The sequence below is a fragment of the Bacteroides timonensis genome (assembly GCF_000513195.1).
In the GTDB taxonomy this organism is placed as follows: Bacteria; Bacteroidota; Bacteroidia; order Bacteroidales; family Bacteroidaceae; genus Bacteroides; species Bacteroides timonensis.
In genome coordinates this window covers 1-15,515 of the sequence record NZ_CBVI010000057.1, presented here as the reverse complement: position 1 = coordinate 15,515, position 15,515 = coordinate 1, and the positions used below count along the sequence as shown (strand labels likewise).

Genomic DNA, 15,515 nt, shown 5'->3' with positions numbered 1-15,515 from the left:
ATAGTCCATTTAACTCATAACCCTACAATAATGAACATAATTTAACTCCTGATTCGCATGATTAATACATGTATAGGACTATGATGGAATATTTCTGAACCGGTTAACACTTTTTCCAGAAAAAAGTAATTTCGGCATAGGGAGTTTTTACGTTTTACCTGTCTTTATAGAAAAGAAGAATAGGAACATGGAACAAGAATTTGAAAAAATACTCGATAAACTCGCAACCTCCACCCGTTCGCCGAGAGGAAGATTCTCGAAAGCCAATAGCTGGATACTTCTTGAGAAACGGTTGCCGCATCTGCAACGCCGCATCCTTTCATTGCACACAATGGCTGGTGCAGCCGCTGTCGCCGTGCTTTGTGTACTGGGCTGGTGGGCATACTATATGTTCGCCCCAGTACCATTGCAAACCGTATCCACATTGGCAGAAACACGTACCGTAACACTGCCCGACCAAACAGAAATTGTACTGAACCGCTATTCTTCTCTGACTTATCCCGAACGCTTCAGAGGAAAAGACCGGAAAGTACAGTTACAAGGAGAAGCTTATTTCGAAGTCAGCAAGGATGCAGCACATCCTTTCAAAGTGGAAGCCGGAGCAATTATAGTACAGGTTTTAGGTACACATTTCAATGTCGAAGCCTATCCCGAAGATACGCAAGTGAAAACAACTTTATTGGAAGGTTCCGTTTCTGTCAGCCTCATCGGTAAAACAGAAAAGAGCCTGATTCTCTCACCCAATGAAAGCGCTATATATAATAAGGATAAGAAAAGTCTGACCCTACATACCGAAAATAACGCATCCGAAGAGATTATCTGGAGAAACGGAACACTGCTTTTCAAAAGCATTCCTTTACAAGAGATTATCCGACAACTTTCTAACGCTTTCCACACAGATATTCGTATTGAAGACACCGACTTACAGAACTATCGCATGACGGCTACTTTCTCTGATGGCGAAACACTGGAAGATATTCTTTCGCTGCTTTGCCGCAATCAAAAGTTTGAATACACAAAAACTAATGACATAATAATGATCACACAAAAATTAAACTAGAATGAAATCCTCTATCTGTTCACCCCGCACCATCAGGAAATTTTTCCTGGTGGGAGCGGTTCTCCTATCAACCTGTACACTACAAAGTACAATCGTATTTGCCACCTGCGTTCTACAGAAGACAAATCCTTCACAAACGCGTTTCAGCATCAAACTACAAAACGCTACACTGGAAGAGTTCGTGAAACAAGTGGAACAAAAAACCGGGTACAGTTTCATATATGGAGAAGAAGTACGCCTGAATGGACGCATCACACTGGCCGTCCGTGACCTTACTATTAACGAAATTCTCCGGAAAGCCTTTGAAAACCAACCGATAGGTTTCGAAGTCTCCGGAAAACATATTTTGCTAAACAAGCGGCCCGTGCCGCAGAAAACCGTAAGCCGTCGGTTCACTATCAGCGGATATGTGACGGACGGGGTGTCTTCCGAGACACTGATTGGTGCCAATATCCTCGATAGTCGTCAGCGTGTAGGCACTGCCACCAATCCTTTCGGTTTCTATACTCTTACTTTACCGGAAGGAGATGCGGATTTAAGTTTTTCGTATTTAGGGTACGAAACTTGGCACAGTTCGTTCCCGCTGAATAAAGACACCGTGCTCAACGTCCGCCTGGACAGCAATAATGAACTGGCGGAAGTGATAGTACTTTCGGATAAGAAAGAGGCCGGCATTCAGTCTACTGCTATGGGAGCACATGAAATTCCAATGGCACAGATACAACATACTCCGGCTGTGCTGGGAGAGGCTGATATATTGAAAACTATTCAGTTAATGCCAGGTGTACAAGCCGGAACGGAAGGCTTTTCCGGTTTATATGTACGTGGCGGAGGACCGGACCAGAACCTGATTCTACTGGACGGTATCCCTATATATAATGCAGACCACTTATTGGGGTTATTCTCTATCTTTACACCTGAAGCCGTAAAGAAGGTAACTCTGTTCAAAAGTTCTTTTCCGGCACGTTATGGCGGACGCCTTTCATCAATTGTCGATGTGCGCACCAACGACGGAGATATGAAGCACTATCACGGCACACTCAGCATCGGCACGCTCACCGAGAAACTGCACTTTGAAGGTCCCATCGTGAAAGACCGCACATCTTTTTCCATCAGTGGCCGCAGCACGCACACCGCTTTTATGGGTAAAGCATTCAGCAGCGACGGTGATGAATTCAACTATTACTTTTATGACCTCAATGCCAAAGTAAACCATAAATTCAATGACCGTAGCCGCCTTTTCCTTAATTTCTATCACGGAAACGATCATTATCACTTTAATTTTGAAGAGAAATACAATTATACAGACAATTCTTATAACAATATTTATGAAAGCAAAAGTAGCCTGAATTGGGGAAATACCATCGCTGCAGGACGCTGGAATTATGTGTTCACCAATAAACTATTCAGCAATACCACCGTAGCCTTCAACAGCTATCGAATGATTGTAAAGGGCCTATCAAAGGAACAAAAAAAGTATAGCAGTCAGCAACCCCGCTCCTACTTTTATCAGTTCGATTCAGAGTATCGTTCGGGAATCCGCGATTGGAGTTTCCGCACTGATTTCGACTATACACCTGTTCCTTCGCACCACGTGAAGTTTGGAGTGGAATATCTCTATCACACCTTCCGTCCCGAAACCAGCACTTCAAAAATGAAAGAGGAAGAAAACGGTATGACGGAACAAGACACCTTATACCACAGCATTTCAAACAGTTACTTGCACGGACATGAAGCCTCTGTATATGTGGAAGACAATTTCGACATAGGCAACCGTACCAGCTTAAACGCGGGAATACACGCCTCGCTCTTCAATACCCAGGGAAAGAATTATTTCTCGGTACAGCCGCGGCTTTCCGTCCGTTACCGGTTCGATCATGGTTTCTCGATAAAGGCATCATTCTCACAAATGGCGCAATATGTGCACCAACTTTCGTCCACTCCACTTGCCATGCCCACAGACCTTTGGGTACCCATCACCAAGAATATACGTCCTATGCGTGCCAACCAGTACTCTATAGGCGGATATTACACAGGAATTCCAGGCTGGGAGTTCTCTATAGAAGGATACTATAAACAGATGCGCAATGTACTGGAGTACCAGAACGGAGTCTCTTTCTTTGGTAGTTCTACCAACTGGGAAGAGAAAGTGGAAATGGGTAAAGGGCGTTCCATGGGTATGGAATTCATGGTACAAAAAACTTTAGGCAAAACCACAGGGTGGCTGGCATATACGCTGGCAAAAGCCGACCGTCAGTTCAAGAATGGCAGCATCAACGATGGTGAACGCTTCCCCTATAAATATGATCGCAGGCATAGCATCAGCCTTTGTGTCAACCATAAATTCAGCGAACGTATTGATGTCGGCGCTTCCTGGATATTCAACAGCGGCGGAACAACGACCATGCCTGAACAGCAAACGGTTATCCTCAAGCCTGACGGTACCATCGTACAGGCTAACTATATCTCTAAACGCAACAACTTTCGCCTGCCTGCCAGTCACCGGTTGAACATCGGGGTGAACTTCAACAAGAAGACCAAACATGGCATGCGGACCTGGAACATCAGTCTCTACAATGCTTATAATTCCATGAATCCGACACTGGTTTATGCGAAGCGGAAAGATGATAGTTATTTTGCATATGTAGATGAATATGGCAAATATACAGGAGGCTACAACTCTTCAAAACTTACCTTGAAAAAGATAACTTTGCTGCCGATTATTCCATCCGTCACCTATACATATAAATTCTAATATTATGAAAGTAAGCAACTATAAAACCGGAAACAAGAACATGAAAACAAAGATTTTCCCTTTATACCTTATTATATATATAAGTACTGCTTTCTGCTCCACTTCCTGTGAAAATGAAATTCCTTATAATCCGGCCTACAGTGAGCCGCAACTCATAATGAATGCCCTTCTTGATGCCGGAGAACCCGAAAATTATGTCTTTCTGAACTTGAGTGGCACATATGGCCTCTCACATGTTGAAGAAGCAACCGTAAATCTCTATGTCAACGGGCAACTGGCCGAGAAAGCACAAGAGCTTCCTCCGCTTAAGCCCATTGGCAGTCTGGATATGGTCTACGATCCTAATGCCCCTCTTAACAACCTGCCCGAAATCGCAAAGCGTAAAAAGTTTCGCATCACTACCACTTTGAACCCTGGAGACGACATCCTTCTGGAAGCTATAGCAGAAAATGGCAAGTATCATACAATGGCAGAAATGACCGTACCTCATCCGGTAAATCCAATTCAAGTGGATACATGCCTTGCCAAACTCAGAGTATGGAATGGCTGGGAGACCTATCGCCAATATAAGATCACTCTTCAGGATCGTCCCGGCAAGAAAAATTTCTATCGCTTAGACATACGCAATGACATCGCCACCTACGGCTTATATGATAACCATAAAGATACCATCATCCATTCCCGCGAAACGGAGATAGTAAACAGGGAAGATATTGTACTGACAGATGGCAATCCCAGCAGCAGTGATGATGATGAAGACGATTTCTTCGGTACCTACATTGAAAACAAATACAATGTTTTCACAAATGACCGCTTTTCCGATACGCACTGTACATTGAAAGTATATACGAAACTTTATAATAATTACATTCCGGGAAATCTCTATAACATCACCCGCCGTACCAGAAGCATCACCGTCCGCCTGCTCAGCATCAGCGAAGCGGAGTTCCGCTATCTGAAAGCCTTAAATCTCCTTGAATCGGATAACTACGAGGAGGCACTCATGGAGCCCATCATCATACCAACCAACGTGAAAGGCGGACTCGGCTTTGTAGGTATCAGCTCGGAGACAAGGACAACGATACAGTTCCCCGATGAAATAATAGATCCGGATGAGATGTACACTAAAGAATAAGGCCGTTTACTATCATTATGATCAACCGTGTTCGACCATCATATTACATTTGTATTCCAAATGAAAGCCATAAACAAGCAAAATAATACCAGATAATTGATCTATATCAAGAAATGCTCCCTTAAACAGCACTTTCCTTCTTCTTTGCTTTTATGTTATAAAACATATTTCTATATTTGCATAGGTAAAAAGAAAAAGCTAAGCGCTTAGAGCTGTTTTCAATAGGTATTAGATTTTTAGAGTTAGAATTGTTTTTAGGTATAACAAATTAAAAGTAGGTATTATGAAACGTTTAGGATTAACATTAATGGCAGCAGTCTGCCTGACTGCTACGACATTTGCAGCAGGAAATCAACCTACAACTGCAAAATGGGATGGTAACATCAACGTAACCAAGTTGAGTAAATATTTAAAATTGTCGGCTGACCAGCATGAAGAAGTAGCAAATATCTGCGAATACTTCTCTACACAGATGGGACGTGCCACAACTGCAAAGAAGGACCAGGAAAAGAAACTCCACAATGCAGTGTACGGAAACTTGAAGTTGATGAAGAAAACGCTTACTGACAAACAATACGCTGATTATGCGAAAGTATTGAATGTCACTTTGCAGAATAAAGGTATCGAAGTGAAATAATAAGAGAGGGCACTGAACATCACGTTTTGTGCCCTCTTTCCTTTATCAACACTATTCAAGTGTCGACTCCCTAACCAATATATATTTCATTTACAAACAATATCTGTCTTGTAGCTCCTTTTTATATTTCTTAGAGACCAGCAGCTCATCTACATTCTCAAATGGCGGATACAACACACATTTACCATCCTTGATAATCATCAGATAATCAATATTGATTATGAAAGACTGATGAATCTGCACAAAACAAGGAGCATATCTCACGATCTGATCGGCCGTGGTACTCTTCTTCAGAGGTAACGGCCTTTGTCCACTCAATACTGCCTCCCACTGTTTCTGTTCAGAGCAATACCGGAAATATCCAATCTCGGCGGGCCGCAATGCCCGCATGTCATTTGTCGGAGTAAACACCATAAATGTCTGACTGGTGTTTGCTAATGCCACAGGAAAAAATGCAGCTTTCCGTTCTAATTCTATTCTTTCCATAAATCGGGAAATAATAAGTTCCAGATCTTTGTCCTCAAAAGGTTTCAATAAATAATCAAAAGCAGATTGACGAATGGCTGACATCATATATTTATCGTATGCCGTATAAAAAACGACTTTCATGCCCCAAGTCAGAGATTCGCGAATACTATCCAGCAAATCCATCCCCCTCATATCAGGTAGCTCTACATCTAAAAAGAGCAAATCGGGACGCACTTTAGCTATCAGTTTCTTCCCGGATACTCCATTGCGTGCAGTGCCTTCTAAATGGAAGTTTTCAAATTTCTGTAACCCGAATACCAGATTATCCAAGGACAACTCATCGTCATCTACTATTGCAACCTTATACCTGTCCATACCTCTCTTGTTTCTGCGAAATTAAATAACTGAAAGCAATTTAAAAAATCAGAATATGTCATTTTCAGGATATTCGATCAAAACAACGGATATCCAATCAAAATTGAGGATTATTCAAAAATCATTAAACTGAATAATCATAATTCAACGGTAAATGGAAACTTACTTCACATCCGGTCTCGCCATCCGGCAGAGGAATATTGTGTACCGCAGTTTCAATCATTTCCTTATTTTTAGCATTCAAAATCTGAATAGCTTGCATGATTACCTTCATTCCGGTCCCTGTCCCTCTGTTAGCACTGTTCAGTTTGAATCCGCCCCCGTTATCCGTAATCCGGACACAAATATAAGTACCGGAACGATGAACATCAATCCAAAGGCGCCGTTCACCTTCTTTGCCCCGAAGAGCGTGCTTGATGGCATTCTCCACCGGTATCTGTATTAACATGGAAGGCAGAAGCAACTGATTGGTGTCCACATCTTCACCAACTTCAATAGTCACCTTAAATTCCGGTCCCAAAGAACGGCGTTGAAGATCAATGTAGGTTTGCACAAAACCTAATTCTTCTTTTAAGGTAACACACATTTGCTCAGCTAATTCCAAATTCCGTCGCATTAGTTTCACCAATGAGGAGAGCTCTTTTTTATTCTCCCCTTCCCGACTGCCCATTTCCTGGTTCAGCACATTGAAAATAAAATGCGGTGACATTCTGTTACGTATATTCTCCAAACGTAAAGAAGATATGGTACGCTGACTTTGCGCTAGCAGAAGGGCCCGTCTTTTCTTTTCATACAGATAGATGAAACAAGCAATAACCAATACCAAAACGCAAACTCCAATCCAGAAGAAACGTCCCTCGTGCAACTTTTGCATCTCTACCTTCTGCTGCTCAATCAATATGTTCTTTGCCAACAGTGTAGAGTCCTGTTGATATCTCAATGACATATCGGCCGTACGCATTTTTACATGTTCATTCCGGATAGAATCGTCCAGCCGACTGTTTTCTTTCTGATAAAAGAAAGCATTTTTATAATCTGCCGTCTTCTCGTAAAACTCCTGCAAATACTTATTACGAATATGCAGCATGTCCGGCTCTATATGATTCGGATTGGTAGCCTTACTTAGCAGATTTCTTACGGTTGCCATATCATTTCGCTCCAGAGCCAGACCGATACGCTGGGTATCAATATAATAAAGCGCTCCTGCTGCCCCTATTTTCCGAAAAAAAGGTTGGCATTCATTGATATATTTAGCCGCTGAGTCAGGTTCATTCATTTGCAGATAGACATCCCCCAGATTCACCATGCACAGGTTTTTCTCAAAACCCATATCGGGATGAGAAACCGCCAGCGAGAAACCTTTCTTGAAATATTTTAAAGCTTCCGGATAATCCTCACGATAATAATATGAATTACCACGATTATTCAAATAGATATATTTCTCGTAAGGAAGCATTTTATCATAAAACATCCCTGCCAGATTATAGTAATAGTCGCACTGATCAAAGTCGTGTAAAGCCATATACACCTGAGCCAGCCCATAATAAACAGGATGACGGCGCCCCTCCGATATTCCTAAAGAATCTCCGATTTGCAGCGCTTTACGATACCAAAATGCACTTACATCATATTTTCCCTGCCGGCTGCATGCATCAGCCAGATTGATAAGAATATCCGGGACTGATTCTGTCTTCATTCCCTGCAAACGTTGTTTGTAAGAATCTGTAAAGCAGACAATAGCCGAATCCATAGCGCCTACACGCACATAAATATTACCTTTTGTATTCAGATATTCCGAGCGTAAATCAGCAAGGTAGGGTGAAGATTGTTCACGGGCACAAAAGTCTTCTATCCGTTTTATTAAATAGCGGGCTGAGTCCACATCCGAAGTGAACATATACGTTTTTAATACTATAGCAGAGTAATAATACCATTCCAGACTATCAGTCGACTTCTCCATCTTTTGCTTTGCCAGCGCACGTATCTGTTGTGGATGAGTAGTCAAAGAGTCTGTAACCGAACGATAAAAAGAGTCGTATTTTTTTTCCCAGGAGGAATGCTGCTCAGACTGTTTACACGAAACAGCTAAGAATAGTAGTAAGAGAACCGGAAGAGAAGTTCTCCACTGAATTTTGTCATATATCGTGTTCATAACTATTGACATTTATATAAAGAATAAAGATATCCTTCATGCATTGCTACAAATATAATAGTTTTTCCCATTTAGTACAATTTTAAGACCACTTATCCGCTAAGATATTTATTTATCCTGTTTTTACTTATTATATAATTTGGGTATCACAAATACTTATTTTAACTTTGCATAAACAAATTGAAGTAATCATTAACAGTAACCCACAAATTACGAGACACAATGAGAAAGCTTTTACTTTTGGGGATTTGTATCTCCTTTCTTCTCCCCACAGCTATGCAGGCGCAATACTTGCGTTCATCCTATTTTATGGAAGGTAGCAGTACCCGCATTCAGTTAAATCCGGCGTTGCAGCCCAAACGTGGTTATGTCAATCTCCCCGGCATCGGTTCCGTGAATGCCGAAGTAGCCACTAACTCACTTGGCATACAAGATGTCATCGACGTTTTCGATTCCGATGGTGAATTTTATAACAATGACAAGTTCTACAATCGCCTGAAAGGAATGAATGAAGTGAATATCAGTGCGAATACAGATGTTATATCTTTCGGATTCTATAAAGGAAAAGGTTTCTGGTCATTCAATGTAGGGGCACGGGCTGATGTGGATGCCACTATTCCTAAAACCATGTTCGACTACCTGCGCGCAACAGACGCTGATAATTTCAGCTGGAGCGGTGAGAGTTTTGATATCCGCAATGAAAAACTACGTTTGAACGCTTACATAGAAGTCGGAGCAGGATATTCACGTGCCATCAACGAGCGCTTAACCGTAGGCGGTAAAGCCAAATTGCTATTAGGTGCAGGAAACATAAACTTGAAAATCAACCAGCTCTATATGTATGGAAAGGATGCTGGTATCGACTCGGAATTCCAACTAAAAACGGATGCATATCTGGAAGCTTCTGCAAAAGGACTTGATCTGGAAGAAGAAAACGGATACATCACTGACCTGGATTACAATAGTTTTGGCATCAGTGGTTATGGAGCAGGTATCGATTTAGGAGCAAGCTATCAAGTGATGAAGAATCTGACTGTTTCTGCCGCCATTCTTGACTTAGGATTTATTTCCTGGGGCAAATCAAGTACTCAAATAGCTGAATCAGATAAGAATACTACTATTGATAAAAATAACTATAGCGAATCATCCGATGTGCTGGACTTTGAATTATTCGGTTTGAAGAAGAAAGAAAACAAATCACGCACCACCTCCTTATCACCGACTATGGTTATCGGAGGGGAATACGGATTACTGAACAACAAACTGGGATTAGGATTATTATCAACGACCCGTTTCGGCCAGTTAAAAACGTATTCAGAATTGACATTCTCCGCCAATTATCGTCCCAATACTTTGATTAATACTACGTTGAGCTATTCCATGTTACAAGGTGGCGAGACATTCGGTATTGCTTTCAAAATAGGTCCTTTGATGCTGGGTACTGACTATATGTATTTTGGAAATAACTCCAAACATGTGAATGCCTTTATCGGACTTTCTATTCCTTTGGGAAAGAAGAGAATATAATAGTTATGAGCTACGAGCTACAAGCTACGAGTACTATGCAGAATAATAGCGCAGCAACTCGTAGCTTGTAGCTATTGTAGCTTGTAGCTTTTGTAGCTCGTAACTATTTTATCGTTATCATCGTTGCCCCGAAACCATATTCCTGGAAAGAGGCATCCTGATGCCGGAAAGTAGGATATTTACGTTTCAGTTCATCCAGCAACGCTTTACGAAGTACACCGTCACCTTTTCCGTGGATAAAGACAATACGCTGTTCACGTTTATTCTTATACTGTTCCAGCACCTCACGGAATTTATCCAGCTGATAATTCAGTATCTCACTGTTGCTCATTCCATGAGTATCATCCAGCAATTCACCAATATGAAGGTCTATCTCAATAATGCCACTTTGTCCGCCACGTTTCACAATCGGCTGAGATTTGGGTTTGTCCACCACTGTTTTCTGAAGCAAAGCTGATTGCAATTCTTCAGCAGAAACATACACTTGTTTAGTGGGAACATCATCCTTTACTATATCGTAAATCAATGCAGGCGTTTCAAAGAACTCTGACTCCTGGAATGTGTGCAGTTTATAAAACTTCACCGTATCTATGCGAAGTTCCACACTTACCGCCGGCTTCATCGCAAACGAACGCCCCTCTTTAAAAGCAATGAACTGTACGGCAACATGTTCACGGTCATTCAGTTCCACCTTCTCAAATTCCTCCAGCAACAACTTCGTATTCGGTTCTACTATTCCATTGGAACGGACATTCCATGCTTTTCCTTCCGCACAGAGGTAGGTATAATACAGATAGTAATTACTATCATTCACCAGATAAGATTCGAAAGGAGTAGTGCTGACAGCCTTAATATCTTCCGGTACAAAAGCCAGAAAAACATTCAGAATATCTCCACCACGCATTTCCGGCTGACGGTAAACAGATACCTGCGGTTTGGACAGGCGCCGCACTTCAGTATCTTCCTGAACCGGATGAGAAATAGAAGAACGTACCGGCTTCTCCTCCGCTTTCTTCGGAGCCGCTTTCGGCACCGGCCGGGTCATATTATAATCATCCGTATCAATTACTACGCACTCACGCATGGGCATCGGGATATCAAAACCATCGGCATCTTCCACCAACACAATATCCTTCCCCCTGAATCCTTTTACGATTCCCCCACCGATTTCATTGAGGAAGCGCACTTTATCACCAATTTTCATCATATCATTTACAATTTAGCTATTTATGCGAATCAGAAGTTGAATTATATTCATTATTGTAGGGTTATGAATCTTTTCACCACAGAGTAACACAGAGTATCACGGAGTTCTATTATTCTGATTTCAAATCGATTAAGCTCTGTGATACTCTGTGTTACTCTGTGGTGAATAATTCATTTCTTTCGGGATATGAACATAATTCAACTACTGATTCGCATTATTTACAATTTATGATTGAAGTTGCTTAAACAAACAATCGCTCTACAAAGATACGGCAACTCAATAAAAAAAGATAGAAAAAAGAGAATAAATATCCGTACCTTTGCAGCCCGTAAAGAAGTTTATCATGAAAGAAGATCCAAAACATATCCGTATCAGTGAATTTAACTATCCGTTACCGGATGAACGTATCGCAAAATTCCCTCTACCAGTGCGCGATCAGTCCAAACTCTTGGTCTACCGCCATGGTGAAGTATCCGAAGACCGCTTTACTTCACTTCCATCCTATTTCCCGACGGGAAGTCTGATGATATTCAATAATACAAAAGTGATACAGGCACGCCTGCACTTCCGTAAAGAAACCGGCGCTCTCATTGAAGTCTTTTGTCTGGAACCGATTGAGCCGAACGATTATGTGCTTAATTTCCAGCAAACCGAACATGCCGCCTGGCTTTGTATGATCGGTAATCTGAAGAAGTGGAAAGAAGGTACGCTGAAACGGGAAATGACTGTAAAAGAGCAACCGATTACTTTGACTGCTACCCGTGGTGAATGCCACGGTACCAGCCATTGGGTAGATTTCCGTTGGGATAATCCGGAGATAACTTTTGCTGATATCCTCGAAGTATTCGGCGAACTTCCCATTCCGCCTTATCTGAATCGGGATACACAAGAAAGTGATAAGGAAACTTATCAGACTGTTTATTCTAAAATAAAAGGTTCAGTAGCCGCTCCTACTGCCGGACTACACTTTACCCCCCGTGTACTGGATGCATTAAAAGAAAAAGGAGTAGATTTGGAGGAATTGACATTGCACGTAGGTGCAGGAACTTTCAAACCTGTAAAGAGCGCAGAAATCGAAGGACATGAGATGCATACCGAATATATATCTGTTTCTCGCGGGACAATTGAAAATCTGATTGCTCACAACGGAAAAGCAATTGCCGTAGGCACTACCTCCGTACGAACACTGGAAAGTCTCTACCATATCGGTGTCACCCTTCTGAAAAATCCGAATGCAACAGAAGAAGAACTTCACGTCCGCCAATGGCAACCTTATGAAACAGTAGAAGAAGCTGCGAATATCACGTCTGTAAAAGCCCTGCAAGCTATACTCGACTACCTGAACCGTCACAATATGGAAGCCCTGCACACCAGCACGCAGATCATTATCGCACCGGGATACGACTACAAGATTGTATGTGCCATGGTCACTAATTTCCATCAACCACAAAGTACATTGCTATTGCTTGTCTCGGCTTTTGTAAAAGGTAACTGGCGCAAGATATATGACTTCGCATTAGGTCATGACTTTCGTTTTCTGAGTTATGGAGATTCTTCATTATTAATACCGTAAAATTATGAACAGCGATAACAACCAAGAAATGTTTCCTATCATCGACGAACAGGGAAATATCACAGGTGCCGCTACACGTGGCGAATGCCACAGTGGTAGCAAACTCTTGCATCCGGTCATTCACCTTCACGTTTTTAATTCCAAAGGCGAACTGTATATGCAGAAACGTCCCGAATGGAAAGATATCCAGCCGGGAAAGTGGGATACTTCCGTAGGAGGGCATGTAGACCTGGGCGAAAGTGTAGAAATGGCGTTGAAGCGCGAAGTACGGGAAGAGTTAGGTATCACCGACTTTACTCCCGAAACCATTACGAGTTACGTCTTTGAATCCGCACGCGAGAAAGAACTTGTCTTTGTACACAAAACGGTTTACGACGGCGAGATACAACCAAGCGATGAATTGGACGGTGGTCGTTTCTGGACCATAGAGGAGATTAAAGAGAATATGGGGAAAGGTGTGTTTACACCGAACTTTGAGGGGGAGATAGAGAAAGTGATCGAACCACTTTAACCTTGATACTAACTGTAATTATGCAGAACTTTATCAAAGCATCTATTTAAAATAATCCCATTAATCTGCAACTTCTAATACAAAAAATCTCCTAAACACTTGACATCGCCTCCTCTATGTCGTATATTTGTATCGGTAAATCTATTTAAGATTCAATTTTAAATTAGCATAAACGGAGAGGCATCGCTTCTCCGTTCTTTTTTTATATCTACTGTCCCCATTTGAAATGCCACATGTCAGTTCCCCAAATGCCACACCTCAGTGGGTCAAATGCGACACCTCAACAGGTGAGATGGCTGGCATTTAGGTTGTTGAGGTGTGGCATTTCGGTTATTCAGCCCTGCGAAACGGATGATGCAATTGAGGCAAACAGATGATGCGTTCGGGGTAAACGGATGATGCGTTTGAGGTAAACAGACGGTCTGTTCCGAAAGCAAAAACGGGAGGTTTGAGCCTCCCGTCTGTTAATCTTATGTAAATCTGCTCTTGACAAAAAAGCAAAGTTACACCGTCATTCCTTGAACAAATCGTCCAAAAGCACCTGGCTCTGAGCGCAACCGGAATACATATTCTCTTTTAACCCGTAAGTGGTGACAAAAGTCAGCATCAACGACTTTCGTGTATTTGTTTCTTCTCGAAAAGCGGCAATCTTGTTTCTTAACTTTTCTTCATAGCCTTTGTCTATCGCAAACACCGTAGAGTAATATTTCATCTCACAGAGATTTACAGTTTCATCCTTGCGATCAATTACCAAGTCTATCTGTGCCCCTTTATCTACAGTAGAACTACTCCACGAACAAACCAACGTCTGCACACCGGCTATTCCGAGTGCCGCCTTTATCTGCCGCACATGGTCCAGACAAAGCATCTCGAAGGCATAACCGCTCCACGAGGCATGTAGTGGAGTGTTCTGCGAAGTAGTCCAGAAATGTTCATCGCGATAACGATTGGTACGTATGAAGCGAAAGTAAAATAAAGTGTAGAAGTCCACCAATTGAAACAAAGCATCCCGCTGCAACCTTCCTGTCGGGCTCATCCTCGGCTTTCCGAAAGGTTCATACCGGCGAATAAAACCGCAACTCTCCAATTCTTCAAGGGCTATGCTGAAAGCTCCGTTATTGGTCAGTCCTGTGATCCTGAGCAATTCTTTACGATTCAGCCCTTTAGCCTTCGTGGCAAGTGCAGTTACTATCTGTATATGCAAACCGGCATTCTTGAACAAGGCACGATAGAGGTTTTCAAATTCATCGGACAGCTCTGCCCCACTTTCAAAAAACAACCGGTCAATATTCTGCGCCAAACTGCGGTCTTTCCGCATAAAAGAAAGATAATAAGGAATGCCGCCCATCACCATATAACACTCTGCAATGTCTCGATGGGAATAAGAGAAACCATTCGCCATGAAGTACTGCTCACATTCATTAAGCACAAAAGGTTCAATAATCATCCGGTGCGTAATGCGGTTGTGCAAACCACCGCGATTCTTTATCAACTTGTTTATCATCCATGAAGTGGCAGAACCGCAAACAATCAGCTTCACATCCGTGCGAACGGCTGCCCAGCTATTCCAGAAATTCTCGAGTGCACTGACAAACCCCGATTTAGGCGTGTCCATCCACGGCAGTTCATCTATAAAGATCACCTTCGGCCCATCGGGTAATGTCTCCAGATAACGGGCAAGTTCATAAAAAGCCAAGATCCAGTTTTCGGGTACAGACAAGGAAGTCGATCTTTTATGCCTTTGAAGAGCAATGCCGAAGTTCGTCAACTGCTCTTTCATATTTGCATTGTCCATCCCTGTTACATAAAAAGCAAAGTTGTCCGCTGCCATCTGACGGATAAGAAATGTTTTTCCTACACGACGACGACCATAGACCGCTACAAACTCCGACCTATTGGAACTGATGTATTCCCTCAAGGCTTCCAATTCCTTTTTACGTCCTATCAACTTTACGTTCATCAGTCTTTCCTCCATTTATAACTTGCGCAAACATAAGAAAAAACACCCGTTTGCGCAAATTATAAACTTATAATCTGCGCAAACGCATATTTTCAACCCCGTTTGCGCAAATTATAATTCCATCGGCTACGTTAAGTACTGTATCATAATTAAGT

11 protein-coding genes are annotated in these 15,515 nt (G+C 42.1%); 7 read left to right on the top strand and 4 right to left on the bottom strand.

Going from position 1 to position 15,515, the window contains the following annotated elements:
- The first annotated feature begins 187 nt into the window (after window positions 1-187).
- The 4 genes from BN161_RS11710 (at window position 188) to BN161_RS11695 (ending at window position 5,587) form a co-directional block, all read left to right on the top strand.
- Window positions 188-1,060 (top strand): FecR family protein, encoded by an 873-nt coding sequence (locus tag BN161_RS11710; protein ID WP_044266300.1) that lies wholly within the window; start codon window positions 188-190, stop codon window positions 1,058-1,060.
- 1 nt (window position 1,061) lies between these two features.
- Window positions 1,062-3,815 carry a TonB-dependent receptor gene (locus tag BN161_RS11705; RefSeq protein ID WP_044266299.1) on the top strand — a complete coding sequence of 918 codons (2,754 nt, stop codon included), beginning with the start codon at window positions 1,062-1,064 and terminating at the stop codon, window positions 3,813-3,815.
- Window positions 3,816-3,855: 40 nt separating this feature from the next.
- Window positions 3,856-4,950, top strand: coding sequence for a DUF4249 domain-containing protein (locus tag BN161_RS11700; protein ID WP_044266446.1), 1,095 nt, complete (start codon window positions 3,856-3,858; stop codon window positions 4,948-4,950).
- Window positions 4,951-5,233: 283 nt separating this feature from the next.
- Complete coding sequence (locus tag BN161_RS11695) at window positions 5,234-5,587, top strand: hypothetical protein (RefSeq protein ID WP_044266298.1); 354 nt, start codon at window positions 5,234-5,236, stop codon at window positions 5,585-5,587.
- 90 nt (window positions 5,588-5,677) lie between these two features.
- Here BN161_RS11695 and BN161_RS11690 read toward each other — a convergent pair whose 3' ends face one another.
- Complete coding sequence (locus tag BN161_RS11690) at window positions 5,678-6,430, bottom strand: LytR/AlgR family response regulator transcription factor (protein ID WP_044266296.1); 753 nt, start codon at window positions 6,428-6,430, stop codon at window positions 5,678-5,680.
- A gap of 124 nt (window positions 6,431-6,554) precedes the next feature.
- Complete coding sequence (locus BN161_RS11685; protein WP_244436476.1) at window positions 6,555-8,582, bottom strand: tetratricopeptide repeat-containing sensor histidine kinase; 2,028 nt, start codon at window positions 8,580-8,582, stop codon at window positions 6,555-6,557.
- A gap of 222 nt (window positions 8,583-8,804) precedes the next feature.
- Between BN161_RS11685 and BN161_RS11680 the strand changes: the two genes are divergently transcribed.
- Window positions 8,805-10,109 (top strand): DUF5723 family protein, encoded by a 1,305-nt coding sequence (locus BN161_RS11680; protein WP_044266293.1) that lies wholly within the window; start codon window positions 8,805-8,807, stop codon window positions 10,107-10,109.
- Between the two features lie 103 nt (window positions 10,110-10,212).
- Here BN161_RS11680 and BN161_RS11675 read toward each other — a convergent pair whose 3' ends face one another.
- A complete protein-coding gene (locus tag BN161_RS11675; protein ID WP_044266443.1) occupies window positions 10,213-11,313 on the bottom strand; it encodes a DUF2027 domain-containing protein in 1,101 nt (366 codons plus the stop codon).
- 346 nt (window positions 11,314-11,659) lie between these two features.
- Here BN161_RS11675 and BN161_RS11670 point away from each other — a divergent pair, with 346 nt between their 5' ends.
- Window positions 11,660-12,889: an S-adenosylmethionine:tRNA ribosyltransferase-isomerase gene (locus BN161_RS11670; protein ID WP_044266439.1), complete on the top strand. Its 1,230-nt coding sequence runs from the start codon at window positions 11,660-11,662 to the stop codon at window positions 12,887-12,889.
- A 4-nt stretch (window positions 12,890-12,893) separates the two neighbouring features.
- Window positions 12,894-13,400 carry an NUDIX hydrolase gene (locus BN161_RS11665; protein WP_044266291.1) on the top strand — a complete coding sequence of 169 codons (507 nt, stop codon included), beginning with the start codon at window positions 12,894-12,896 and terminating at the stop codon, window positions 13,398-13,400.
- A gap of 511 nt (window positions 13,401-13,911) precedes the next feature.
- On the opposite strand, the gene BN161_RS11660 is transcribed toward BN161_RS11665, so the two are convergent.
- Window positions 13,912-15,360, bottom strand: a complete 1,449-nt coding sequence (locus BN161_RS11660; RefSeq protein WP_044266437.1) for an AAA family ATPase — start codon at window positions 15,358-15,360, stop codon at window positions 13,912-13,914.
- Window positions 15,361-15,515 lie beyond the last annotated feature (155 nt).

What these genes read in the sequence shown, in the direction of transcription:
- BN161_RS11665 (WP_044266291.1), top strand. Translation starts at nt 12,894, where the DNA reads ATGAACAGCGATAACAACCAAGAAATGTTTCCTATCATCGACGAACAG.
- BN161_RS11705 (WP_044266299.1), top strand. Translation starts at nt 1,062, where the DNA reads ATGAAATCCTCTATCTGTTCACCCCGCACCATCAGGAAATTTTTCCTG.
- BN161_RS11660 (WP_044266437.1), bottom strand. Translation starts at nt 15,360, where the DNA reads ATGAACGTAAAGTTGATAGGACGTAAAAAGGAATTGGAAGCCTTGAGG.
- BN161_RS11700 (WP_044266446.1), top strand. Translation starts at nt 3,856, where the DNA reads ATGAAAACAAAGATTTTCCCTTTATACCTTATTATATATATAAGTACT.
- BN161_RS11685 (WP_244436476.1), bottom strand. Translation starts at nt 8,582, where the DNA reads ATGAACACGATATATGACAAAATTCAGTGGAGAACTTCTCTTCCGGTT.
- BN161_RS11680 (WP_044266293.1), top strand. Translation starts at nt 8,805, where the DNA reads ATGAGAAAGCTTTTACTTTTGGGGATTTGTATCTCCTTTCTTCTCCCC.
- BN161_RS11670 (WP_044266439.1), top strand. Translation starts at nt 11,660, where the DNA reads ATGAAAGAAGATCCAAAACATATCCGTATCAGTGAATTTAACTATCCG.
- BN161_RS11675 (WP_044266443.1), bottom strand. Translation starts at nt 11,313, where the DNA reads ATGAAAATTGGTGATAAAGTGCGCTTCCTCAATGAAATCGGTGGGGGA.
- BN161_RS11690 (WP_044266296.1), bottom strand. Translation starts at nt 6,430, where the DNA reads ATGGACAGGTATAAGGTTGCAATAGTAGATGACGATGAGTTGTCCTTG.
- BN161_RS11695 (WP_044266298.1), top strand. Translation starts at nt 5,234, where the DNA reads ATGAAACGTTTAGGATTAACATTAATGGCAGCAGTCTGCCTGACTGCT.
- BN161_RS11710 (WP_044266300.1), top strand. Translation starts at nt 188, where the DNA reads ATGGAACAAGAATTTGAAAAAATACTCGATAAACTCGCAACCTCCACC.